Origin of the sequence: Microbacterium sp. (assembly GCF_031178445.1) — a bacterium.
Classification (GTDB): Bacteria; Actinomycetota; Actinomycetes; order Actinomycetales; family Microbacteriaceae; genus Microbacterium.
The window spans coordinates 80,718-103,589 of record NZ_JAPSIY010000002.1; the positions used below are offsets into that span (position 1 = coordinate 80,718).

The window sequence follows — 22,872 nt, forward strand, 5'->3', positions numbered from 1 at the left end:
TCAGGGCTTGCGCACCGTCAGACCTGCATCCGTGCAGCCTTCGCACGAGGTGAGGTTCGCGCGCGGCGCGGTGCCGCTGACCGACAGCACGACGCGATCGTTCCATGCAGAGTCGTCCTTCGGCGCCTTCACGGGGCCGGTGACGCGCGCGGTCACGGTGATGCGGACCTCGCCGTCCACGGGAAGATCGCCCTTCCAGGTGACGTCGGAGCCGCTGCGTGCCACGGTTCCGGCGGTCGTTGACACCTTCTCGGCGGCCGTGTTGTCGAGCACGTCCGCCAGGTCGATGTCGGCCTGTGCCCCCTTCACCTCGGCGTCGCCGGCTGAGAGGGTGATGGTCCACGTCGCCTTCGTGCCCGGCTTCACCGCTGAACCCGCCTTCGGGTCGACGTCGACCGACACGTCCCATTCGGGGGTGCGAGGCACCTCGAGCACCGGCTCCTCGCCGAAGAACGGCGAATGGCCGAGGAAGCGCAGGTAGGGGTCGAACTGCGCGAACGAGTCGACCTGCTGCGGCGAGTTCCAGACGGTCTGCGCGAAAAGGCGCAGGCGGGGGAGCAGGGTCTGGGTCAGCACGTGCTCCGGAGCCCAGCCGTGCGCGTCGTCCCAGATCGGGAAGAACTGACCGGCGACGTTGTCACGCAGTTCTGGAAGCGCGGGATACGGATCGCCCCAGCCGCCCGAGAACGTGTACGGGTCGGGATAGTGCTTCCAGGCGTACTCGGGCAGCGGGCGGTTGATCACCGATCCGTTGCGCGTGTCGCCCGAGGTGAGGTCGGCCGTGCCCATGGTGGGCCACAGGTCGTGGTACAGGTCGGACGACGAGCCGATCACCTGGCGCCCTTCGGCGAGCAGATCGTTGGCGTCGACCGAGCCGTAGATCTCGGCCCAGAAGATGACCGTGATGTCCTCGTCAAGCGGCACGACCTTGTTGCGCCCGTTCAGCTGGTCGTTCCAGACCATGGTCTTGCGCCCGGCATCCTCCAGCGCGGCGTTGACGTAGTTCAGGAACCAGGCGTACGAGTCTCGAGTGGTGGCGGAGTCGTCTCCGGTCTCCTCGCGGATCCAGTCGCGCAGCACGGTCTGCTCGTCGAGCGCCATGAACTCGTCGGCGCCGATGTGCACATAGGGGGCGTCGAACAGCCCGCCCATCTCGACCGCCACGTCGGCCAGTCGCTCGCGCACGTCGGGTCGGGAGTAGTTGTACGCCTCGCCGGCGAGCATGTATCCGGGCTCTGTGAACACCTTCGAGTCGAGCGTGGCATGGGCGGGCATATCGAACTCGGGGATGATCGTGACGTGGTACTGGCGGGCGAACTCCACGAGCTCGCGCACCTCGGCCTTGGACCACGAGCCGCCGTCGGGAAGGTGATCGACCAGCTCGGGGAAGACCTCGCTCTCTACGCGCAGGCCCTGACCGTCCTTGACGCGCAGGACCATGGTGTTCATGCTCGTCCAGGCGAGGTCCTTGATCTGATCCTTCAGCCAGTCGATCGAGTAGAAGCGGCGGCCGGAGTCGACCTGCAGCGCGCGGAAGCGCATGTCGGTCCAGTTGACGGCGGTGCCGACGGGCAGCGAGGCCGTGCCGGTCGCGGCCTCGGTGCTCTGCAGCGCCTGGCCGAGCGTGCTCAGTGCGTGCAGCACGCCGGGCTCGCCGCCCGCGGTGATCGTCACGCCCTCCTCGGTCGTCTCGATGGCGTACGCCTCCGCCGAGAGCTCTCGCGCGTTCTCCGGCGCGGTGTCGGGGATCGGCACGTCGCCGAGGCGGATGAATACGCTGTTCTCGCCGGCGGGCTCGTCGCCGATCGACAGGGTCGCGTCGTCGGTGACGCCCAGCTCGCGGATGCTGGCCGCACCGAGGTCGACCTCATCCGTGATGCGGTCCGCGGATGCGGCATCCACGATGAACTCCTGGAGCGGGGCATCCCATTCCCCGTCGCCGGCTGCGAAGCTCTGCACGGCGGGGATGGTCACGGGGAAGCCGTTCTCGCCGAGGGGCGGGGCGTCCCATGAGGCCGGAGCCTCCTGCGGCGTGGTGGCGGGGCCCACCTCGGCGATGCGGAAGTCGTCGCAGAACGCCGGAGAGGTGTTGCCGCCCACCAGGCAGAACGCGTTCAGCTCTGTCGTGCGCGGCCCGGTGGTGATCGTCGTGGTGTAGGTGCTCCACTGCGTGCCGTCACCGGGCGTGGTGATGCCGGCTGCGTACTCTCCGCCGCCGTCGCCGCGGGCCAGGCCCCGGTAGTAGGGCGCGTTCTCGGTGTCGAAGATGCCCCAGCGGATGCCCTTGCCCTTCAGTGTGACCGAGAACCGGTAGGTCGTGTTGGGCTGCACGCCGGTGACCGTCTTGTTCACCATGCCGCGGTCCACACCGGTGCCGCGCACCGGGAGGTTGCCGCCGATGGGGGTCTGGGTGGTGGCGTCGGCGTAGGCGAGACCGATCTGCGCGGCCGTGCCGGTGCCGTCGGCTCCGGGGGTCACGAGCGAGGCATGGTTGTGCTGGGTCTGGGCGCCCCATTCTCCCGACTCGAACCCGCCGTCGATCAGTGCGGGACCCTCTTCTGCTGCGGCCGGCGTGGTCGGCGCGCCCGGCGCGAGCAGGAGGGCGCCTGCCACGGCCAGGCATGACGCCAGCGCCATCGTTCTTCTGTTTCGCACGTCTTCGTACTCCTCTTGGTTGCCGGATGCTGGTCCGTTCGAGATTACACGGTTAAGCTGCGCTTCGTGAAGCGCTCGAGCGGGGATCATCGTGCGTCCCATGCCGCGCGATACGCTCGCAGGATGGCCACTGCGGACAGCCCGACCCCGCGACTGACGATCCGCGAACTCGCCGCCGAACTCGGAGTGTCGCACGCGGCCGTCTCCTATGCGCTGAACGGCAAGGCCGGGGTGAGCGAGGAGACCAGGGCTCGAGTCGTCGAGGCGGCGCGCGAGCGCGGCTGGCAGCCGAACACGGCGGCGCGGGCGCTGGCAGGGCAGGGCACGGATTCCATCGGGCTGGTGCTGGCGCGAGAGCCCGACGCCCTCGCGAGCGACACGTTCTACCTGCGATTCATCGCGGGAATCCAGGCGGCGCTGTCGCCGCGGGGCATGACGCTGACGTTCCAGATCGCCGACTCGCTGGCATCCGAGATCGAGGTGTACCGCCGGTGGGCGGCGCAGGGCCGCGTGGACGGCGTGATCGTCGTCGACCCTCGCATCGACGATCCGCGACCCGCGGTGCTCGTCCGGCTCGGCATGCCTGCTGTGCTCGTTGGTGGTCAAGGGCACGCCGAGCAGACTCTCGCCGCGGTCGGCGCCGACGACGCGTCGCCCATGGCCGAGCTTGTGCAGGTGCTGCGCGAGAGAGGGCACCGTCGCATCGCCTATGTCGCGGGGCCCTCCGACTTCGCGCACGCGGTCGACCGCGCCGAGAGCTACCGGGAGGCGATGACGCGAGCGGGCGTTGCGCCCCTCACCGTGATCCACACGCACTACGGGGCCGACGAGGCTGCTGCCGCGTGGCGAGCGCTGCGCCCATCCGAGCCCACCGCCATCATCGCCGACAACGATCAGCTCGCCGTGGCGGTGCTGCGCTGCGCCAGAGCCGACGCGGTGGCGGTGCCCGAGAAGCTGAGCATCGTGTCGTGGGAGGACTCGCCTCTGTGCGAAGCCACATCGCCGCCGCTGTCAGCGCTGTGGCGTGACCCCTTCGCACTCGGACGGCGCTCCGCCGCGGCGATACTCGCCGAGATCTCCGAGCACTCCGCCGAAGCGATCGCCATCGAAGCGGCCGTGCTGCGCGACCGGGGCTCGATCGCCGACGCGCCGCAGGCGCACTGACCGGGGTCAGCGCCCGCCCGAGAAGCCGCCTCCTCCGCCGCCGCCGGAGAATCCGCCGCCGGTCGAACCGCCGACTCCGGACGACGAGCCCGACGTCGGCGAGCTGTAGGTGGCGGCTGACTGCGTGGAGGAGGAGAACGACGACATCCACAGGGCGAAGCCGGTGCCGCGTGCGGCATCCGTCCACGCCGGCGTCGTTCCCGCGTCGGCATAGGTCTGCTCCAGGACCTTCGCCCAGGATTTCTCCTCGCCGAGCAGCATCGCGTACGGCAGCAGGTGCTCGTAGAGCAGGACTGTGTCGACGCCGCCGTCGGCGCGGCGCTCGGCCCCTTCGTACGACTGCAGCATCCGGATGCGGTCGGCCTCGGCGACCCGGATGAACTCGCGCACGCCCATCAGGTGCTCGTGCCACCGCGCGCCATCGGGCGTGAGCACCGTGTGCCGGGCGAACGCGATGAACAGGGTGAACAGGGTGCCGACGGCTGCCACGATGAACGCGATCACCGCCAGGGGAAGGGTGTCTCTGTCGAGCGAGATGCTCCAGATCAGGAAGGCCAGGGCGCATGCCAGAAGCCCGGCCGAGATCCAGCCGAACGCGGCCGCGAGCGGGCTGCGTTCCTTCGTGGTCCAGCCTCGCCGCGCGGCATCCTCGACACCGCGGTCGAGCAGCTTCGCCATGCGCCCGCTGAACTTCTCGCTCTTCGCAGGCAGGGTGCGAACCGTCTTCTCCCCGCCGAAGAGCGCGTCGAGGGTGCGGAGGTCGAGGTCGGATGCGGCGGCGCCGCGGTCGAGCAGGCGCAGTGATGGACGGGAGGCGCCGCCCTTGGCGGACGGCGCCTCCTCGATGCGCAGCGCGCCGCGTACGGCCAGGTGGACGAGCTGTGCGGGCACCGGGTGGTCCGCGCCGGGAATCAGCGGGGCGGCGGCGAGCGGCGGCATGTCGGCCGGGACGTCGTACTGCGCGATGATCACGCCGGTCGCGACGCGGCGACGGCGGGTGAACGCGGCGACGCTGCCGAGAACACCGGCCCCGGCCGCGAGGGAGCCCCCTGCGACGACGGCGGGGCCGATGTCGGCCAGCGGATTCGGTGTCCGTGATTCCGGCTGGGTGACCGTTCCCGGTTCGAAGCCGACCGCGATCGTGACCCCGTCGCCCGCGGCGCGCTCGCCGGAGCTCACCGAGAACATCGCCGCTCCGTCCACATCCGCCGGACCGTCGAGCGAGCAGGTGCGCGCCGACCCCTGCTCGCCCCGATAGCAGGCCGCGTCACCGGTGAGGGCGCCGGCGAGCTCGGGGTCGAAGACGACGTCGGCCCGGAACGACCCGATCGCCTGCGTGCTGTCGAGCGGCAGCAGGTCCCAGTAGAACTCATCTCGGCCGGTCTCGCCGCCGGCGATCATCACATCGCGCATCGTGTACTCGATCACGTAAGTGGTGCTGCCGTGGACGTAGGAGTCGTCCCCGGTCAGGACGTACAGCACGCCGTCGTCCGATTCGGTCTCGTACGGCACCGGACGTCCTGCGCCGTCAGTCACGGAGCGTATGCTGAGGCTCAGTCCTGCGCCCTGATAGCGCTCGGGGTAGCCGCGCACGATCCCCTTGTTCTGATCGGAGCCCGGGAACTCGGCGACCATCGTCTCGGTGACGTGCGCCACCGCACGGCCGTGGTCGTCGAGCGAGACCTCGTAGCGCGCGTTCCACGAGGAGTAGTCGAAGTCGTCGACATCGACCTCGGCGGATGCGGCGGATGCCGACAGCACCGACCCCGCGAGGAGGGCGAGCAGCACCGCGGCCGCTGCGATGAGCCGGCGGCGGAGATCGATCCGGCGGAGGTTCGGGAGGGCGCGCATGCTGAGAGGCTAACCCGGGCCGGCCTCTCACAGCGGTCGGCGACGGGCTCGCCGGTAGACTTGCAGGGACTTTCCGAGGAGCCATACCCATGACTGACGCGCCTGCGCCGACCGCCGTCCCCGCCGAGCTGGAAGACGACGTCTTCGAGCAGAAGGCGGTGCGCCTGGCCAAGCGAGACAAGCTGGTCGCCGACCGCGCCGACGCCGGTGGCGGCGCGTACCCCGTCGGCGTGCCCGTCACGCACAGCATCCCGGCCCTGCGCGAGACCTACGGGGATCTCGAGGCCGGTGCCGAGACGGGCGAGGTGGTCGGCGTCGCCGGCCGCGTGGTGTTCAGCCGCAACACCGGCAAGCTCTGCTTCGCCACGCTCCAGGCCGGCGACGGCTCGCGCATTCAGGCGATGGTCTCGCTCGCGAACGTCGGCGAGGAGTCGCTGGCGAGCTGGAAGGAGCTCGTCGACCTGGGCGATCACGTGTTCGTGCACGGCGAGGTCATCTCCAGCCGCCGCGGCGAGCTGTCGATCATGACCGACGACTGGGCCATCGCGGCGAAGGCGATCCTCCCGCTGCCGAACGTGTACGGCGAGCTGAGCGAGGAGACCCGCGTCCGCAGCCGGTTCCTCGATCTGATCGTGCGCGACCAGGCCCGCACGACGGTGCGCGCCCGGGCAGCCGTGAACGCCAGCCTGCGCTCGACGTTCGCCTCGCACGACTACCTCGAGGTCGAGACGCCGATGCTGCAGGTGCAGCACGGCGGAGCATCCGCCCGCCCGTTCATCACCCACTCGAACGCGTTCGACACTGAGCTCTTCCTTCGCATCGCACCGGAGCTGTACCTGAAGCGCGCTGTCGTCGGCGGCATCGAGCGGGTCTTCGAGATCAACCGCAACTTCCGCAACGAGGGCGCAGACTCCACGCACAGCCCCGAGTTCGCGATGCTCGAGGCATACCAGGCCTACGGCGACTACAACCAGATGGCGCAGCTCACGCAGGAGCTCGTGCAGAACGCCGCGATCGCCGTGGCCGGATCGACGACGGTCACCTGGGCCGACGGCACCGAGTACGACCTGGGCGGTGAGTGGGATCGGGTGTCGATGTACGACTCGCTGTCCGAGGCCTCGGGTCGCACCGTCACCCCGCAGGACTCCGTCGAGGATCTCATCGCCTTCGCCGAGTCGCACGGAGTCGACATCCCCCCGCACCCCACGCACGGCAAGCTCGTGGAGGAGCTGTGGGAGCACTTCGTGAAGGTCGACCTGGTGCGCCCCACCTTCGTGATGGACTTCCCGGTCGACACCTCGCCGCTGGTGCGCGAGCACCGCTCGATCGCCGGGGTCGTCGAGAAGTGGGATCTGTACGTGCGCGGCTTCGAACTTGCCACCGGCTACTCCGAGCTCGTCGACCCGGTCATCCAGCGGGAGCGCTTCGTCGAGCAGGCCAAGCTGGCCGCCCGAGGAGACGTCGAGGCCATGCCGATCGATGAGGAGTTCCTCCGCGCGCTCGAGCACGGCATGCCGCCGTCCGGCGGCATGGGCATGGGTATCGACCGTCTGCTGATGGCCGTCACCGGGCTCGGCATCCGCGAGACCATCCTCTTCCCGCTGGTGAAGTGAGCCCCGGGCGGATCTGATGCCGAACCTGGTCGATCTGCTGATCGCGGTGCTGCTGATCGCCGCACTCGCGACCGGTCTGAGCGTCGGCCTGTTCTCGGTGCTCGGCGCGCTGTGCGGCCTCGTCGCCGGAGCCCTCGCCGCGCCCTGGGTGCTGCCGTGGGTGGCCCGCGCGCTGCCGGAGAGCGAATGGCACGGCCTGATCGTGATCGGCAGCGCCGTCGTGCTGCTGCTGCTCGGCGTGAGCATCGGCTCCGCGATCGGCGCGCTCGTGCGCCGCGGCGCCGACAGGCTGCGCCTGCGCATCGTGGAGCGGATGCTGGGCGGGCTCACCGCACTCGTGGCCGGCACTCTGGCGATCGCCATGACCGGAGCGGCCGTCGCATCGGCGGGTGTCCCGGTGGTGTCGAGCGCGGTGGCATCCTCCGTGGTGCTGCGCACGATCGACCGTTACACGCCCGCACCCCTGGCCGAGGCCGCGGCGCGCCTGCACGCCCTCGTGCTGGGAGACTCGGTGCTTCCCACGATCGAAGGACTGCTCGACCCGCAGGATCTCGACGCCGCACCCGATGCCGGCGCCATCGACATCGCGACGCCCGAGGTCAGGGCGGCCGCCGCATCGGTTGCCCGCATCTCCGGCGTGGCACATCAGTGCAGCACCATCCCGACCGGTTCGGGGTTCGTCATCGCGGAGGACCGCATCCTCACCAATGCGCACGTCGTCGCGGGCGTCGATGCACCGGTGGTGGAGCTGCCGGGCGAGCCGGCGCGGGACGGGAGGGTGGTGTACTTCGACCCGGTCGACGACATCGCCGTCGTCGCCGCCGATGTCGACGCACGCCCGCTCGCACTCGCCGATGCTCTCGCAGCCGGCGATGGCGGTGCCGTGCTGGGATACCCGTACGGCGGCCCGTTCCGCACCGTTCCCGCAGGGGTGGTCTCGACGGTGACGGCGCCGGTCGACGACATCTACGGACAGACCGCTGCCGATCGCGGCGTGTATGTGCTGCGCTCCGACATCAACCCCGGCAATTCCGGCGGGCCGCTGCTCACGCAGGACGGCGGTGTCGTCGGAATGGTCTTCGCCAAGGACCAGGTGAAGGAAGACGTCGGGTACGCGATGACCAACGACGAGCTGCTGCCCGTGATCTCGGGCCTGGATGCCGCGCAGGAGCGGGTGGCTACGGGGGCCTGCATCGGCTGAGCGCATGCGGCCGCGGGTCAGCCGCGCCGGAGCGACCACTCGGGCAGCACGGCCGCCGACAGCATGGTGCCTATCAGCGATGCCATGCGGTGCTCCGGCTCGATCCGCAGTGCCTCGTCGACGTACGCGCCGGCGTGCGACGAGCGGCCCAGCGCCCACGACAGCCATGCCGCCGCGGTCAGCGCCCCCGGCCTGGCGTGCCGCGGCGCTCGCGCCGCAGCCAGCCGCACGATGTGCAGGGCACAGCCCAACCGGTCGGGGTCCGGACGCGCGCCGCGGCCAAGGAACACCTGCCCGATCGCGTCGGGTATCGTCTGCTGCGCACCGGCGAAGTCGAGCTGGGCTGCGAGTGCGCGGTTGCCGAAGCCGAGGTCGGTGGCCCATTGCACCAGCATCGCGTCGCGGATGGCGGGTCGTTCGAGGCACCACAGCAGCGTGGCGCAGGTGAACGGCTGCAGATCGTCGGGCTTGTCGAGCAGATTCTCTGCGAACGCGGGTACGTCGTCGAGCAGCATCGCCGCCGCCAGGGCCTGAGGGTTCTGGTGCCCGGTCAGAGGCGCACCGCGCAGTTCGCGGTCGAGCACCTCGCCGAGATCGCACAGCGCCCTGCCCACTCGTTCCCGTTCGGCGAGGTCCGAGGGAGGCAGCGCCGCACCCGCAAGCTGGTCGCCGGAGACGTCGCCGACGCCGGGCAGACCGGGTGCGGCCGGGATCGTGGACAGCGCGCGCAGCGCGCTCTCGTGTTCGAGGTAGTCGCTCCAGCCGTCAGGGGTGACGCACAGCGCCTCCACGATGTGCACGCCCGTCTCGTGCACGGTGCCGAGGAGCGCCTCGATCAGAGGCACCCATGGCAGCAGCAGGCCGTCAGGCACCTGCTGCGCGAGATCATCGGTGTACACCACCACTGCCACCGCCTCGACGTCGGGCACGCGCAGCAGCACGTGCAGCGCCGCATCCGCGAACTCTTCCGGATCGACGGCGGGATCGGGTAGATCCATGCGCATGGCGCCGTGCGTGCGGCCGCTGTGGAACGGAAGCAGCACGATGCTGTCGCGTGGCGTGAAGCCGGCCAGGGCCGGTACGAGGCCGAGGAACTCGGCCGAATCTGTTGCTCTCATCACAGTGCTCATGCCGGGAGTGTGGCGAAGACGGGGTGGCAGGTGGGGCGGAGAACGACGCGTTGTGGACGGATCGACCTGGATCCGCAGCTGTGCAGAACGATCGGGGGCATCCTGCCCCGGCACAGCCACGCCGCGTACCATGGCAGCGTGGACAACTTCTGGATCGCGGCACTGTGGTCGATTCTGCCGACCCTCACCGTCAGCATCGTCTTCGCGTTCGTGCTGCGCGGCATCCTGCGATTCGATCGCACCGAGCGGAAGGTGCACGCGCAGATCGAGGCCGAGGAGCGCGCCGCGCGGGGACTGCCGCCCAAGGCGTCCTGAGCGGCGGGTCCCGTCTCAGCTCGAAGTCCGCGCCTGCGGCTACTCTGAACCAGAGCGCCCTTCGGCGCCGCGAGGAGGGGAGCGGCGGTGATCAACTTCGAGAATCCGGCCTGGTGGGTCGTCACCGCCTACGCGATCGTCGACATCACCGTCCGTGTCATCGCCATCATCACCATCCCCCGCAACCGTCGGCCGACATCGGCGATGGCGTGGCTGCTGGCGATCTTCTTCATCCCCGTCGTCGGCGTGCTGCTCTTCCTGCTGATCGGAAACCCGAAGCTGCCCCGAGCGCGCCGCCGCAAGCAGCAGCGGATCAACGAGTACATCGGCGACACCGCCAGCCACCTGCATTTCGGCACCCTGCGTCCCAACGCACCCGAGTGGTTCCCGCCGCTGGTCACGATGAGCCAGAGCATGGGCGCACTGCCGCTGGCCGGCGACAACGGTGCGCACCTGATCAGCGACTACCAGCGCTCCATCGACGAGATGGCGGACGCCATTCGCGGCGCGCGCGAGTACGTGCACGTCGAGTTCTACATCCTGCAGTCCGACGCGTCGACGGACGGCTTCTTCCGCGCCATGGAGGAGGCGGCGGCGAGGGGCGTTCCGGTGCGCGTGCTGCTCGACTACTGGGCCAACCGCTGGAAGCCGAAGTACAGGGAGACCGTGCGGCGGCTCGACGCGATGGGAGCGGACTGGCACCTGATGCTGCCTGTCCAACCCCTGCGTGGGCGCATCCAGCGTCCCGACCTGCGCAACCACAGGAAGCTGCTCGTGGTCGACGGGCGAGTCGGATTCCTCGGATCGCAGAACATCACCGACTCCTCCTACAACCTTCCCAAGAACATCAAGCGCGGGCTGCACTGGGTCGACCTGATGGTGCGCGTGGACGGGCCGGTCGTCTCGAGCGTGAACGCGGTCTTCCTCAGTGATTACTATGCCGAGACCGACACCGTGCCCGAGGGTATCGACATCACGCACGTCGAGCCCGGCAGTGGCGATCTGGACTGCCAGATCGTACCGTCGGGGCCCGGGTTCGAGGTCGAGAACAACCTGCGCCTGTTCCTCGCGCTGCTGTACGCGGCCAAACGCCAGATCATGATCGTCAGCCCGTACTTCGTGCCCGATGAGGCGCTGCTGCTCGCGGTCACCGCCGCGGTCGACCGCGGCGTGCAGGTCGAGGTGTTCGTTTCCGAGGAGGGCGATCAGGCGATCGTCTTCCACGCGCAGCGCAGCTACTACGAGGCGCTGCTCAAGGCGGGGGTGCGCATCTGGATGTACCCGAAGCCGTACATCCTGCACACCAAGAGCCTGACCATCGACGATCAGGTCGCCGTGATCGGCTCCAGCAACATGGACATGCGCTCCTTCGGCCTGAACATGGAGGTGTCGATGCTCGTGCGCGGCGAGGAGTTCGTCGCCGAGGTGCGCAGCGTCGAAGACGAGTACCGTGCGCTCAGTCGCGAGCTGACCCTGGAGGAATGGATGCAGCAGCCGCTGCGCTCCACAGTGCTCGACAACCTCGCCCGGCTCACCTCTGCACTGCAGTGATCGGTTGAGACGATCCGTCGCCTGCTGACACTATCGGGGTATGCGCCGTCTTCGCCTCGCCTCGTCCGTCTTCGCGCTCGCCGCGGTGGCACTGCTCGCCTCCGGGTGCTCCGCAGGGCCCGCATCGCCGGCACCCACGAGCACCGGAGGAGCGGATTCGGCGCCGCCGCAGTCGGATGACACGATCGGCCCGATGCCCGATGACATCGAGGCGGCCTGGCTGGACGGCGGTCGGTCGTTCGGGATCGTGACGTGGGGTTCGTCGAGCGAGGCCTGCCAGCCCGCTCTGGCCGAGGCAACGGCCGAGGGACAGGTCGTGTCGGTCACCCTGAGCGACCCCGAGCAGAAGAATGCGGTGTGCCTGTCGGATCTGGGACCGCATGCAATCCTCGTGCCCGTGCCCGAGGGTGTCGACGTGACGAACGATGTCGAGCTGCGAGTGACGCACGGCGACGTCTCGGATGACGCCGACCTCGACGGGCTCGCCGACCCCGCAGCGATCGACACCGATTATCAGCCTTCCGCGGGATGGTTCGACGACGACGGCATCGTGCTACTGACATGGGGTTCGTCATCGTGCCGCCCCGAGGCCGAAGAGGTCACGCAGTCGGACGCAGGGGCCACCGTCACGTTCGCCGACAACGACGGCGTGTGCACGATGGACATGGCGCCGCGGCTCACGGTCATCAGCCTGACCGGTGACCGCGACGACGACGCGCCCTTTGCGCTCACGCTGAAGGGCGGTGGCCTCGACGGCACCGTCGATGTGCTCGGCCGCGGCTGATTCAGAACCGCGAGGTGTCGTGACCGGCGGGCAGCGCGATGGTCAGGCCGCCACGCTGGATGCGGCACAGCATCCGCACCGCCGTGCCGAGCTCGTCTCCGTCGAGCTCGATCGAGGTGGGCGCGACCATGGCGGCCTCGGCCACGCTGCCGCGAAGGAAGTGGATCGACCTGTCCTTGCCGCGGCGTTCGAGCACCCGCCGTCCTGCGCGGGTGCGGCGCAGCACCGAGTTGTCCCACCAGATCTTGCGCCAGATGCCCAGCCAGCCCAATGGGCCGGTCGGCTGGATGACGGCGACGTCCATCTCGCCGTCATCGAGTGACGCGTCGGGCAGCAGCGCGATTCCGGCTGGCAGTGCGCCGCAGTTGGCGAACAGCACGCTGTGCACCTTCGCGGAGTGCAGCCGTCCGTCGTCGAGCTGGTACACCACGCGGAACGGCTTCGCGCCGGGAAGCGAGCGGGCGGCGCCGTCGAGGTAGGCCACCCATCCCAGCGAGCGCTTGAGGTCGGGGCGGGTGTTGGCGATCATGTCGGCGTCCAGGCCCATGCCCGCGAGCACCACGAAGCCGTGTTCGGTCTCGGTGCCGTCCGGTCGCGTGAGCTTCGCCCATCCCATGTCGACAGGATGAGTGAAGCCGGTGAAGACCGCTTCGATCACGTGCTCGGGGTCGAGCAGCGGCAGCCCCAGGTTGCGGGCGAAGAGGTTGCCGGTGCCTCCCGGGATCACGGCGAACGGGATGCCGGTGCCAGCCATGGTCTCGGACACAGCACGGATGGTGCCGTCACCACCGGCGGCGAGCACGGCGGAGGCGCCAGCTTCGAGCGCCTGTCGGGCGATCACCCGCCCTGGGTCCTCGATGCTCGTCTCATAGAACCGGGGAGGGTCCCAGCCGTGCTCGTGCGACTGCGCGAGCAATGCCGATCGCAGCCGGCGTCCGTCGACCTTCGCCGGGTTGAACACGAGCGCGGCGTGCCCGCGCTCCCGTTCCGATTCCGCCATGCGGCAACTCTACGGCCAGCGCGGTCTCGGCCCTGGCTGCCGGCGCCGGTCGGGCGTTCCGGCGCGCTGGATAGACTTGCACAATGATCGATCTCACCCTCCTCCGCGACGAGCCGGAACTCGTCCGACGTTCACAGATCGCGCGCGGCAACGCGCCCGAAACCGTCGACGCGGCCATCGAGGCGGATCGATCGCGTCGCACCGCGCTGAGTGCTTTCGAGGAGCTGCGTGCCGAGCAGAACGCCTTCGGCAAGCAGGTCGCCAAAGCCCCGAAAGACGAGAAGGCCGCGCTCGTCGCGCAGGCGAAGGACCTCGCCGACCGTGTCAAGCAGGCGCAGCAGGTGGCGAACGAAGCGGCGGATGCTGCCGCATCCGCTCTCGCGCTCATCGAGAACGTCGTGATCGACGGAGTGCCCGCCGGGGGCGAGGCGGACTTCGTCGAGCTGCGCCGCGTCGGCGAGACGCCCGCGTTCGGGTTCGAGCCGCGCGACCACCTCGAGCTCGGCGAGCTGCTGGGCGCGATCGACATGGAGCGCGGCGCGAAGGTGTCGGGGGCGCGCTTCTACTTCCTGAAGGGCATCGGTGCGCGCCTCGAGATCGCGCTGATGAATCTGGCACTCGACAAGGCCCTCGCCAACGGCTTCACGCCGATGATCGTGCCGACGCTCGTGCGGCCGGAGATCATGCAGGGCACGGGATTCCTCGGCGAGCACGCCGACGAGGTGTACCACCTCGACAAGGAGGATCTGTATCTGGTCGGAACCAGCGAGGTGCCCCTCGCCGGCTTCCACAAGGACGAGATCGTCGACCTCTCCGGCGGAGCGCTGCGCTACGCCGGCTGGTCGACCTGCTACCGCAGCGAGGCCGGCTCCTACGGCAAGGACACCCGCGGCATCATCCGGGTGCACCAGTTCAACAAGCTCGAGATGTTCGTGTACACGACGGCGCAGGATGCCGAGGCCGAGCACCTGCGTCTCGTCGCGCTGCAGGAGGAGATGCTGACCTCGCTCGGCCTGTCGTACCGGGTCATCGACGTCGCCGCCGGAGACCTGGGTTCGAGCGCCGCGCGCAAGTACGACATCGAAGCCTGGGTGCCGACGCAGCAGGCGTTCCGCGAGCTCACCTCGACGTCGAACTGCACCACCTACCAGGCGCGCCGTCTCGATGTGCGCCACCGCCCCGAGGAGGGCGGTAAGACCGAGCATGTCGCGACGCTGAACGGCACTCTCGCCACCACCCGGTGGATCGTCGCGCTGCTCGAGACGCATCAGCAGGAGGACGGCTCCGTGCTCGTTCCAGAGGTGCTGCGGCCGTACCTTGGCGGGCTCGAGGTGCTCAGCCCGGTGCCGACCGCATGACCGCGCGCGGCCTGGTCGGGTTGGACATCGACGGCACCATCCTGCTGCAGGACGAAACGCTCAGCCCTGGGGTCGTCGAGGCCGTGGCGGAGGTGCGCGATGCCGGTTACGAGGTGATGCTGGCGACCGGCCGCAGCTGGTCGGCCACGGAGCGATATGTCGACCTGCTCGGGCTGACGTCGGAGTACGTGGTGTGCTCGAACGGCGCCGTCATCATGCGCCGTGACGGAGACGGCTGGGAACGCTGGCGCGTCGAGGTGTTCGACCCGAAACCCGTGCTCTCGTTGCTGCGCGACCGGCTGCCGGAGGCGCGCTACATGGTCGAGCTGGGATCGGGTCAGCGGCTGTACACCGCGCTGCTCGACGACTGGACACTCGACGGCGGGCGTGAGGTGACCTTCGGTGAGCTCGCTTCGCACCCGGTCTCGCGCGTGGTCGTGGTGTCGCCGCAGCACGACGAGGCGGACTTCCAGCGGCTGGTCGCCGAGGCGGGTCTGAACGAGGTCTCGTACGCGATCGGATGGACCGCCTGGCTGGACATCGCCCCGCAGGGAGTCGACAAGGGCACGGCGCTGGCCCGCGTGAGTGAGCGCCTCGGGACGGCATCCGATCGGACTCTCGTCGCCGGCGACGGCCGCAACGACGTCGGGATGTTCGCGTGGGCGCTGTCCGGCGGCGGCCGCGCCGTGGCCATGGGGCAGGCGCCGGACGAGGTGCGGGATGCGGCGGGCGAGATGACGGGGCATGTGGACGAAGGCGGCCTGGCGACGGCGCTGCGCACACTGCTCTGACATGCGGACCGCCCAGCGCTTCTCCAGGTGGGCACGCGAAAATGGGTGGTCGGCGCATCCGGCTCCGCAGGGAACCGGATAGACTCGACGCCTGTATCGTCCGGTGCGAACCGGGCGAGGGAGGGTTGTCCGAGCGGCCGATGGAGCTGGTCTTGAAAACCAGTGGGCAGAGATGTCTCGTGGGTTCGAATCCCACACCCTCCGCAGAATCTCCGAAAGGTACCGAGTGAGCGAGTCGAGAAGGCATCCCGTCGCGCGTCACGGTCAGCTGCATTCGCCGACCGCTGTCGGCCAGCTGATGAAGCTCATCGGGGTAGCGCTCGCCGTGGTCCTCGTGAGCGGACTGGGCGTGGTCAGCTACGTCCTGTCGAGCTGGACGACCACCGTCAGCGCGAACGCCGTCGAGCTCGAGGGCCAGAAGGAGCTCCCGCCCGACATCGCGGCGTACAAGGGCGGCTTCGACATCCTGCTGACCGGTGTGGACACCTGCGAGGAGAAGTACGCCCACCTCTTCGGTGAGCGGTGCACCGGGTCCGATGCCGGCGGCACGCTGAACGACGTCAACCTGCTCGTGCACGTGTCGTCCGAGCCGCGCCGCGTCACAGCGGTGAGCTTTCCCCGCGACCTGATGCTTCCCATCCCGGAGTGCACCGACCAGGACGGCAACACCAGCTCCGCGATGAGCAAGCAGCCACTGAACATCGCGTACGGCCACGGTGGTGAGGGCGGAGGCCTGAACTGCGTGGCGAAGACCATCTCCGAGCTGACCGGCGAGGACATCGAGTTCGCGGCGAAAGTGACCTTCGGCGGTGTCATCGAGATCACCGATGCGATCGGAGGTGTAGACGTGTGCCTGGCGAACCCCATCAAGGACCGCTACACCGGACTCGACATGGCCGCGGGCGACCACACGATCCAGGGGATGCAGGCGCTGCAGTTCCTGCGCACCCGCCACGGCGTAGGCGACGGCAGTGACCTCGGCCGGATCGGCAACCAGCAGCAGTACATGTCGAGCCTGTCGCGCAAGCTGATCAGTGGTGAGGTGCTCGGAAACGTGCCGACGATGCTGAAGCTCGCAGACACCGGTCTGAACAACCTCGAGGCGTCCACCTCGCTGGCCGATCCGATGAAGATCGTGCAGATCGCGCTCGCAGTGAAGGACGTCGCGTTCGACGACATCGTGTTCGTGCAGTACCCGACCGTCGAGGACCCGTACGACCGGAACAAGGTCGTGCCCGACGAGTCGGCGGCGGCCGCACTCTGGGATGCGATCGCCGCGAACAAGCAGCTGCAGATCACCCACGAGAACACCAACAACGACGGTGTCGTCGTGAAGGACCCGGCTCCGACGACCGGCGAGACGGCGACGCCGGAGCCCACTGAGAGCAGCACCCCGTCGCCCGATGTGGTCGAGCTGCCTTCGTCGATCAAGGGCACGTCAGCCGCCGTGCAGACCTGCTCGAACGGCAACGTGCGCCGCTGACCGGCCCGGTTCGCCTGACCCTGCCCGACCGGTTATGATTGCATGACGTGCTCGATTCCGGTCGGGCACATGGAGACGTCGCATAGTCAGGCCTAGTGCACCACCCTGCTAAGGTGGAGTCCTCGCAAGGGGACCGAGGGTTCAAATCCCTCCGTCTCCGCCAAAAGGTTCAGCCCCGGGACGAAGTCTCGGGGCTGAACCTTTTTCCGAGGCGGGTGGCACTTTGCCAGCCGGGGCCCCACGCGGCCGGAGGCTCCGCACGCCGCCCGTCGTCGTCGACGTGAGCCGGTCTCCTGACGTGGCGGCGTGTGGAGTGGCCGCGAGGGACTCAAATCCCTCCGTCTCCGCCAAAAATCCGGTGCCCGGGACGAAGTCTCGGGAGCCGGATTTCTCGCTGTGACGGGTGGCACTTTGCCAGCCGGGGCCCCACGCGGCCGGAGGCTCCGCACGCCGCCCGTCGTCGTCGACGTGAGCCGATCTCCTGACGTGGCGGCGTGTGGAGTGGCCGCGAGGGACTCAAATCCCTCCGTCTCCGCCCCGCCCAGACGTGGCGCCGCGCCGAACGACTCAGAGCACCTTCATGAGCCAGTCCTGCGCGCGCTGCCGGAAATCTCGGGAGATGGCGGCATCCGGTGCCCAGCCCTCGAAGCCGTGCGGTGCGTTCGGGGTCACGTCGAGCGTCGTGTCGACACCGGCCGCGACGAGGCGGCGGGCGTAGTCGACGTCCTCGTCGAGGAAGAGGTCCAGATCGCCGACTCCGATCCACGCGGGCGGGAGGCCGCTCAGGTCGGCGCGCCGAGCGGGCGCCGCATACTCGTGGACGTCATCCCCACCCGCTGCGGATCCGAGGTAGGCCGCCCAGCCGGCTCGATTGCTGCGGTTGTTCCAGACCCAGTGATCGACCTGGTCGAGTTCCCGCCGATCGGCGGTGCGGTCGTCGAGCATGGGGGCCACGAGCAGCTGCGCCGCGGGCTGGGCGCCTCCGCGGTCGTGCAGTCGCAGCGCCAGGGATGCCGCCAGGCCGCCGCCCGCGCTTCCGCCGCCGATCGCCACGCGGTCAGGGTCGAAGTCCAGCGTCTCCGCGTGCGAGCGCATCCATTCCCAGGTCGCGAGCAGATCGTCGTGTGCTGCCGGGTACGGATGCTCCGGGGCGAGCCGGTACTCGGCGGCGACGACGGTGATGCCGAGGCGCTTCGCGACCTCCCCGCAGAACCTGTCGTCCATGACCGCCGCACCGAGGACGAGCCCGCCACCGTGGATCCACAGCAGGGCGGCCCTCGAACGCGGGGTATCCGGGCGGTGCACGCGCGCTCGCACCGAACCGTCCCGCACGCGGTCGAGGGTGACGCCCGGTGTCGCGACGGGCGGGAGGAACCGGGCGCCGAAGCGGACGAGAGCGCGCGCCCAGCGCCTGTCGACGGGAAGGTCGAGGTGTCTGCGACGTGCCGCGCGTACTTCGGGGTCGACTCGTGCGGCATCCATCAGCCGGCCGCCCCGTCGCGCCGCGCTCGTCCGACGAATCCGTCCATGGTGCGATTGATGCCGAAGAAGTCCATCGTCCGGTCGAAGGCACGCACCGGCAGAAGCCGCAGCGCCGGTACGAAACGGGCCAGCGGCGGAGCGATGTACTGCTCACGTCCGGCTTCGATGCCGTCGATCACCGCGCGAGCGACGTCTGCTTCCTTCAGGATGGGCAGCAGGCGCGGGAAGCGCGTCTTGACCCCGTCGAACATGCCGGTGTCGATGTAGTACGGGCAGACCAGCATCGTGCTCACCGTACGATTCTGCGTCGCGCGAAGCTCCGCCCGCAGGGACTCGGTGAACCCGACGGCGGCGAACTTGCTCGCCGAGTAGTCGGTCTGCCTGGCCACTCCCACCAGGCCGGCGGCGCTGGCGATGTTCACGATCGTGCCGCGATCGCGTTCGATCATGCCGGGAAGCACCGCCCTCGTCGTCCAGTACAGGGCGAGGACGTTGACGTCGAAGGTGCGACGGATGCCCGCACTCGACGCATCGAGCAGCATCGACCCTGAGACGATGCCGGCGTTGTTGATCAGCACGTCGACGGCTCCTGCGCTGCGCGCGGCGGCATCGACGGCCGCCTCGTCCGACACGTCGACGGCCTGGGCGGACGCTGAGCCGCCGCGGCTCTCGATCTGCTCGCATGTTCGCGCGGCGGCGTCGGCATCGAGATCCCAGATGATCACGGCGGCGCCGCGGCGCGCCGCCTCGAGCGCCATGCGACGCCCGATGCCACTGCCGCCACCGGTGACGAGCACACGCCGTCCTGCGAGGAGGAGAGCGCGCCGGCGGCGCTGGATTCTCACCGCGTCTCCCCGGCACCGGCGGCACGCGCCTGGTTCGCGGCGGCGAGGAGGCCGTCGACCATCTCTGAGGTGATCGGCAGCCCGCCGTACCCCGGCAACCGTCCGACGGGGAAGGATGCCATGAGCCGCATCATGACGTCGTCGTCGAGGACGGCCGCCACCCCCGGCATCTGGGTGGACATCGAGAAGACGGTCTGCCGGATCAGTTCCGCGGCGAGCGGATCGGCGAGCACCTCCTCGAGCGACGAGGAGCGCGTGAGCGGCGCTGTCGAGGAGTCAGGCGCGACCTGCACCACTGCGGTGCCGCGGATGTCGCGGCTGGACGCGCCGATGCCGAACACGCGCGACCCGCCCTCCACGCGCCAGCAGTCGCTCTCCACATCCCAGTGCGCGAGGTCCTCGCGGCTGACGGTCAGCTCGACTTCGACCGTCTCGCCCGGCTCGATCATCACGGAGCGGAACGCCTTCAGCTCCCGCGGTGCTCGGGTCAGACGCGACTCCGGCGCCGATACGTACACCTGCACCACTTCGCGCCCGGCTCGCTGTCCGGTGTTGGTGACGGGCACGCGGATCAGCACGTCGTCGTCGCGCATGACTGCCTGCGTGTCGCCGTAGCTGAACGTGGTGTACGAGAGCCCGTGTCCGAAGGGGAACGCGACGTCGAGGTTCTTCGCGTCATACCAGCGGTAGCCCACCAGCACTCCTTCGCCGTACGTCACGTGGCCCTGCTCCCCGGGGAAGTTGCCGAACGACGCGGTGTCCTCCAGCCGCAATGGCACCGTTTCGGTCAGCCGGCCGGACGGGTTGACTTCGCCGAACAGCACGTCGGCGGTGCCGCCAGCGCCCGCCTGTCCGAGCAGCGACCCGTCGAGGATCGCCGGAACCCGATCGGCGAACGGCAGTGCGACCACTCCGCCGTGTGACAGCACGACGACCGTGCGCGGGTTCGCGGCGAGCACCGCTTCGAGCAGACCGAGCTGCTCGACGGGCAGTTCGATGTGTTCCCGGTCGAATCCCTCGGATTCGGCTTCGGCAGGCAGCCCCAGGAACACGATCGCGGTGTCGGCCGCGGACGCGGCCTGGACAGCCTCGTCACGCAGAGCGGTGGCGTCGGACGCCGGGTCGAGGCTGAAGCCGGCGGCGTAGGTCACGGGAGCCTCGGAGAGGGCGCGGATCTCGTCCAATGCGTTGTCGAGCCGGGTCGGGTTGATGAGAGAGGAGCCCGCACCCTGGTAGCGCGGCTGCGTCGCGAATGCGCCGATCACGGCGAGGCGCGCCGCAGATGTCAGCGGCAACGTCTCGTCGTCGTTCTTGAGCAGGACTACTGAGCGCGAGGCCGCTTCCCTGGCCAGGCGGTGATGCGCGTCGACATCGAGAGCGGTCGACGGCGCCGGTCGCTCGCCCGCTCGTCGCACGAGTTCGAGGGCCCGCTCGACGGTGGCGTCGAGGATGCGCACATCGAGGTCCCCGGACTCGACCGCGGCGGCGATCTGCTGGTCGGTGCGACCGTCACCACCCGGCATCTCCAGATCCAGACCTGCGTGCAGAGCGCTGACCCGGTCGTCGACTGCACCCCAGTCGGATACGACCAGCCCGTCGAAGCCCCACTCGCGTCGGAGGACGTCTGTCAGCAGCCACCGGTTCTGCGAGGAGTACACGCCGTTGATGCGGTTGTAAGAGCACATGACCGTCCACGGGCGCGCCTGCCGAACGACGTGTTCGAAGCCGCGCAGGTAGATCTCGCGCAGCGGACGAGGGGCGATGTCCGCCGAGATCCGCATGCGGTCGGTCTCCTGGTTGTTGGCGGCGAAGTGCTTGAGGGAAGCTCCGACGCCGGCCGACTGGATCCCCTTCACCATCGCCGCGCCGAGGGCACCGGAGAGCAGAGGGTCCTCCGAGAAGTACTCGAAGTTGCGGCCGCACAGGGGCGAGCGCTTGATGTTGATCCCCGGTCCGAGCACCACCGCGACGTCTTCGAGAGCCGCCTCGAGGCCGATCGCCGCCCCGACGCGCTCGACGAGGTCCACGTCGAAGCTGGCGCCGAGACCGACGGCGGGCGGGAAGCAGGTCGCCGGAACGCTCTCGCCGAGGCCGCTCTGCTCTGCGCCGGGCACCTGTTTGCGAAGACCGTGCGGCCCGTCGGTCATCATCACCGATCGCACGCCGAGTCGCGCGATCGGCTTCGTGCGCCACGCGTCGGCGCCGCTGGCGAGCGAGGCCTTCTCGGAGAGGGTGAGGTCGTCGGCTGAGATCGGCGATGCCATATGAGTCCTTCGGTCGGGCCCGGTTCGGATCGACCCGGGGCGGTGATGCTTGAAGCGGTCAGCGCACGGAGCGGATGGGGATGACGGCGAGAGCGCCGAAGACCGATAGCACGATTGCGATCGGAAAGAGCCAGGCGTATCCGGCTGTCAGCACGATCGCGCCGGCGAGTGCGGGTGCGAGGCTCTGCGGCAGGGTGATGGCGATGTTCACGATGCCCAGATCCTTGCCGAACGAGCTGGCGCTCGGAAGCACCTCGCTCATCAGCACGGCGTCGATCGACTGGAAGACGCCGTATCCGAGCCCGCCCAGCGCGAACGTGAGGATCATCCCCTCGACGGTGGGGGAGAACAGCGGGATGCTCACGGCGGCCGCGAAGACGAGTCCAGAGGTCACGATGAACACCTTGCGTCGTCGGAGTCGATCGGAGAGCGGGCCGCTGAAGGTGGTCGCGACGACGGCTCCTGGTGCACTGGCCAGCGCCAGCAGGGGGACGGTCGCGGTGGCCGCCGCCGTGCCCAGCCCGATGTGATCGGCGAGCACGTACAGCAGGTAGCCGCCGGCGACGACGTAGTACGCCAGGTTGAGCAGGAGGCGTCCCGTGAACGCCCAGAAGAAGTCGGGATGCCGCCGCGGGTCGACCCAGAAGGTGGAGACGAACACCGCGAACGAGAACGGCTCGCGCTTCATCTGGACGCTGGGGCGATCGCGGTTGAAGAGCGCAAGGAGAAGGAACATCGTGAATCCGAGCAGCGCCAGCACCAGGTAGGCGACCGGGATGCTGCCGCTCATCGAGGCGCCGAAGAACTGCCCGCCCAGCAGTCCGATCAGCGTGCCGAGACCGCTCACTGCCGAGAAGCTTCCGCGCGCCAGCCGAGGGATGCGGTCGGGCATGATCGCGCCGAGTGATGCCTGAGCGAAGTTGTACGCGACGGAGACCGCGATCCAGCCGATGGCAACCCCGGCGACCGTGCTCTGAAAACCCAGGACGACCAGCAGCGCGCCTCCGAGCGCGGAGCCGACGAGCATCCAGGGTGCCCTTCGCCCGAGTCGCGAGCGTGTGCGGTCGGACACCAGCCCTGCGATCGGCTGCGCGATCATGGAGAAGATCGCACCGAGCGTGGTGACCAGTGCGAGGTTGCCCACCTTGTTGACCGGATCTATGTGCTCGACCTGCAGCGCCAGGAGGATACCGGGGACTGCGCCCCACACGGCGAAGATCGCCATGTACGCAGGCGCGAGCCACAGCAGCAGCCGGCGAAGGGGGCCCCGCACCGATACGGGTCCGTCGTATTCCCCGTCCAGCAGGCGCTCGACCGGTGGTGATGTCGTCGTCGACACTCGATGTCCTCTTCTCGCAGCATCCGCCAGGAGCGCGAATGCAAAA

At 69.3% G+C, this 22,872-nt stretch carries 17 protein-coding genes and 2 tRNA genes; 11 read left to right on the top strand and 8 right to left on the bottom strand.

Features of this window, described 5'->3' with window-relative positions; translation table 11 throughout:
• Complete coding sequence (locus RIN43_RS03245; protein ID WP_309127444.1) at positions 1–2,655, bottom strand: family 20 glycosylhydrolase; 2,655 nt, start codon at positions 2,653–2,655, stop codon at positions 1–3.
• A 123-nt stretch (positions 2,656–2,778) separates the two neighbouring features.
• Here RIN43_RS03245 and RIN43_RS03250 point away from each other — a divergent pair, with 123 nt between their 5' ends.
• On the top strand, positions 2,779–3,819 hold the full coding sequence (locus tag RIN43_RS03250) for a LacI family DNA-binding transcriptional regulator (RefSeq protein WP_309127445.1): 1,041 nt from the start codon (positions 2,779–2,781) through the stop codon (positions 3,817–3,819).
• 6 nt (positions 3,820–3,825) lie between these two features.
• Here RIN43_RS03250 and RIN43_RS03255 read toward each other — a convergent pair whose 3' ends face one another.
• Positions 3,826–5,670 (bottom strand): DUF2207 domain-containing protein, encoded by a 1,845-nt coding sequence (locus RIN43_RS03255; protein ID WP_309127446.1) that lies wholly within the window; start codon positions 5,668–5,670, stop codon positions 3,826–3,828.
• A gap of 89 nt (positions 5,671–5,759) precedes the next feature.
• Between RIN43_RS03255 and lysS the strand changes: the two genes are divergently transcribed.
• Together lysS and RIN43_RS03265 are read left to right on the top strand one after the other, a co-directional pair.
• Positions 5,760–7,283: a lysine--tRNA ligase gene (gene lysS / locus RIN43_RS03260; RefSeq protein ID WP_309127447.1), complete on the top strand. Its 1,524-nt coding sequence runs from the start codon at positions 5,760–5,762 to the stop codon at positions 7,281–7,283.
• Between the two features lie 16 nt (positions 7,284–7,299).
• Entirely contained in the window at positions 7,300–8,484 is a 1,185-nt protein-coding gene (locus RIN43_RS03265) for a MarP family serine protease (protein WP_309127448.1), read from the top strand.
• A gap of 17 nt (positions 8,485–8,501) precedes the next feature.
• Here RIN43_RS03265 and RIN43_RS03270 read toward each other — a convergent pair whose 3' ends face one another.
• Positions 8,502–9,614: a DUF4192 family protein gene (locus RIN43_RS03270; protein ID WP_309127449.1), complete on the bottom strand. Its 1,113-nt coding sequence runs from the start codon at positions 9,612–9,614 to the stop codon at positions 8,502–8,504.
• A 138-nt stretch (positions 9,615–9,752) separates the two neighbouring features.
• Here RIN43_RS03270 and RIN43_RS03275 point away from each other — a divergent pair, with 138 nt between their 5' ends.
• The 3 genes from RIN43_RS03275 to RIN43_RS03285 all read left to right on the top strand — a co-directional run bounded on the left by RIN43_RS03275 (position 9,753) and on the right by RIN43_RS03285 (position 12,264).
• Positions 9,753–9,929, top strand: a complete 177-nt coding sequence (locus tag RIN43_RS03275; RefSeq protein ID WP_309127450.1) for a hypothetical protein — start codon at positions 9,753–9,755, stop codon at positions 9,927–9,929.
• A 90-nt stretch (positions 9,930–10,019) separates the two neighbouring features.
• Positions 10,020–11,480, top strand: coding sequence for a cardiolipin synthase (cls, locus tag RIN43_RS03280; RefSeq protein ID WP_309127801.1), 1,461 nt, complete (start codon positions 10,020–10,022; stop codon positions 11,478–11,480).
• Positions 11,481–11,520: 40 nt separating this feature from the next.
• On the top strand, positions 11,521–12,264 hold the full coding sequence (locus RIN43_RS03285) for a hypothetical protein (protein WP_309127451.1): 744 nt from the start codon (positions 11,521–11,523) through the stop codon (positions 12,262–12,264).
• A gap of 1 nt (position 12,265) precedes the next feature.
• On the opposite strand, the gene RIN43_RS03290 is transcribed toward RIN43_RS03285, so the two are convergent.
• Complete coding sequence (locus RIN43_RS03290; RefSeq protein WP_309127452.1) at positions 12,266–13,264, bottom strand: diacylglycerol kinase family protein; 999 nt, start codon at positions 13,262–13,264, stop codon at positions 12,266–12,268.
• Between the two features lie 83 nt (positions 13,265–13,347).
• Between RIN43_RS03290 and serS the strand changes: the two genes are divergently transcribed.
• The 5 genes from serS to RIN43_RS03315 all read left to right on the top strand — a co-directional run bounded on the left by serS (position 13,348) and on the right by RIN43_RS03315 (position 17,059).
• Positions 13,348–14,622, top strand: coding sequence for a serine--tRNA ligase (serS, locus tag RIN43_RS03295; protein WP_309127453.1), 1,275 nt, complete (start codon positions 13,348–13,350; stop codon positions 14,620–14,622).
• On the top strand, positions 14,619–15,413 hold the full coding sequence (locus RIN43_RS03300) for an HAD family hydrolase (protein WP_309127454.1): 795 nt from the start codon (positions 14,619–14,621) through the stop codon (positions 15,411–15,413). The genes serS and RIN43_RS03300 overlap by 4 nt, the downstream gene beginning before the upstream one ends.
• 119 nt (positions 15,414–15,532) lie before the next feature.
• Positions 15,533–15,617, top strand: a tRNA-Ser gene (locus RIN43_RS03305).
• A gap of 22 nt (positions 15,618–15,639) precedes the next feature.
• The gene (locus tag RIN43_RS03310) at positions 15,640–16,896 is read left to right on the top strand and encodes an LCP family protein (protein ID WP_309127455.1); all 1,257 of its coding nucleotides are present in this window, start codon (positions 15,640–15,642) and stop codon (positions 16,894–16,896) included.
• Between the two features lie 71 nt (positions 16,897–16,967).
• Positions 16,968–17,059, top strand: a tRNA-Ser gene (locus RIN43_RS03315).
• Positions 17,060–17,463: 404 nt separating this feature from the next.
• On the opposite strand, the gene RIN43_RS03320 is transcribed toward RIN43_RS03315, so the two are convergent.
• Genes RIN43_RS03320 through RIN43_RS03335 form a run of 4 tightly spaced genes read right to left on the bottom strand, consistent with a single transcriptional unit; the run spans position 17,464 to position 22,826 of the window.
• A complete protein-coding gene (locus tag RIN43_RS03320; protein WP_309127456.1) occupies positions 17,464–18,378 on the bottom strand; it encodes an alpha/beta hydrolase in 915 nt (304 codons plus the stop codon).
• Positions 18,378–19,223, bottom strand: a complete 846-nt coding sequence (locus RIN43_RS03325) for an SDR family oxidoreductase (protein WP_309127457.1) — start codon at positions 19,221–19,223, stop codon at positions 18,378–18,380. The genes RIN43_RS03320 and RIN43_RS03325 overlap by 1 nt, the downstream gene beginning before the upstream one ends.
• Entirely contained in the window at positions 19,220–21,487 is a 2,268-nt protein-coding gene (locus tag RIN43_RS03330; RefSeq protein WP_309127458.1) for a glycoside hydrolase family 3 C-terminal domain-containing protein, read from the bottom strand. The genes RIN43_RS03325 and RIN43_RS03330 overlap by 4 nt, the downstream gene beginning before the upstream one ends.
• Before the next feature lie 58 nt (positions 21,488–21,545).
• The gene (locus RIN43_RS03335) at positions 21,546–22,826 is read right to left on the bottom strand and encodes an MFS transporter (protein WP_309127459.1); all 1,281 of its coding nucleotides are present in this window, start codon (positions 22,824–22,826) and stop codon (positions 21,546–21,548) included.
• Positions 22,827–22,872: the final 46 nt, after the last annotated feature.

Coding starts and splice junctions, on each gene's coding strand:
- RIN43_RS03250 (WP_309127445.1), top strand. CDS start 2,779: ATGGCCACTGCGGACAGCCCGACCCCGCGACTGACGATCCGCGAACTC.
- RIN43_RS03255 (WP_309127446.1), bottom strand. CDS start 5,670: ATGCGCGCCCTCCCGAACCTCCGCCGGATCGATCTCCGCCGCCGGCTC.
- lysS (WP_309127447.1), top strand. CDS start 5,760: ATGACTGACGCGCCTGCGCCGACCGCCGTCCCCGCCGAGCTGGAAGAC.
- RIN43_RS03265 (WP_309127448.1), top strand. CDS start 7,300: ATGCCGAACCTGGTCGATCTGCTGATCGCGGTGCTGCTGATCGCCGCA.
- RIN43_RS03270 (WP_309127449.1), bottom strand. CDS start 9,614: ATGAGCACTGTGATGAGAGCAACAGATTCGGCCGAGTTCCTCGGCCTC.
- RIN43_RS03285 (WP_309127451.1), top strand. CDS start 11,521: ATGCGCCGTCTTCGCCTCGCCTCGTCCGTCTTCGCGCTCGCCGCGGTG.
- RIN43_RS03290 (WP_309127452.1), bottom strand. CDS start 13,264: ATGGCGGAATCGGAACGGGAGCGCGGGCACGCCGCGCTCGTGTTCAAC.
- serS (WP_309127453.1), top strand. CDS start 13,348: ATGATCGATCTCACCCTCCTCCGCGACGAGCCGGAACTCGTCCGACGT.
- RIN43_RS03300 (WP_309127454.1), top strand. CDS start 14,619: ATGACCGCGCGCGGCCTGGTCGGGTTGGACATCGACGGCACCATCCTG.
- RIN43_RS03320 (WP_309127456.1), bottom strand. CDS start 18,378: ATGGATGCCGCACGAGTCGACCCCGAAGTACGCGCGGCACGTCGCAGA.
- RIN43_RS03330 (WP_309127458.1), bottom strand. CDS start 21,487: ATGGCATCGCCGATCTCAGCCGACGACCTCACCCTCTCCGAGAAGGCC.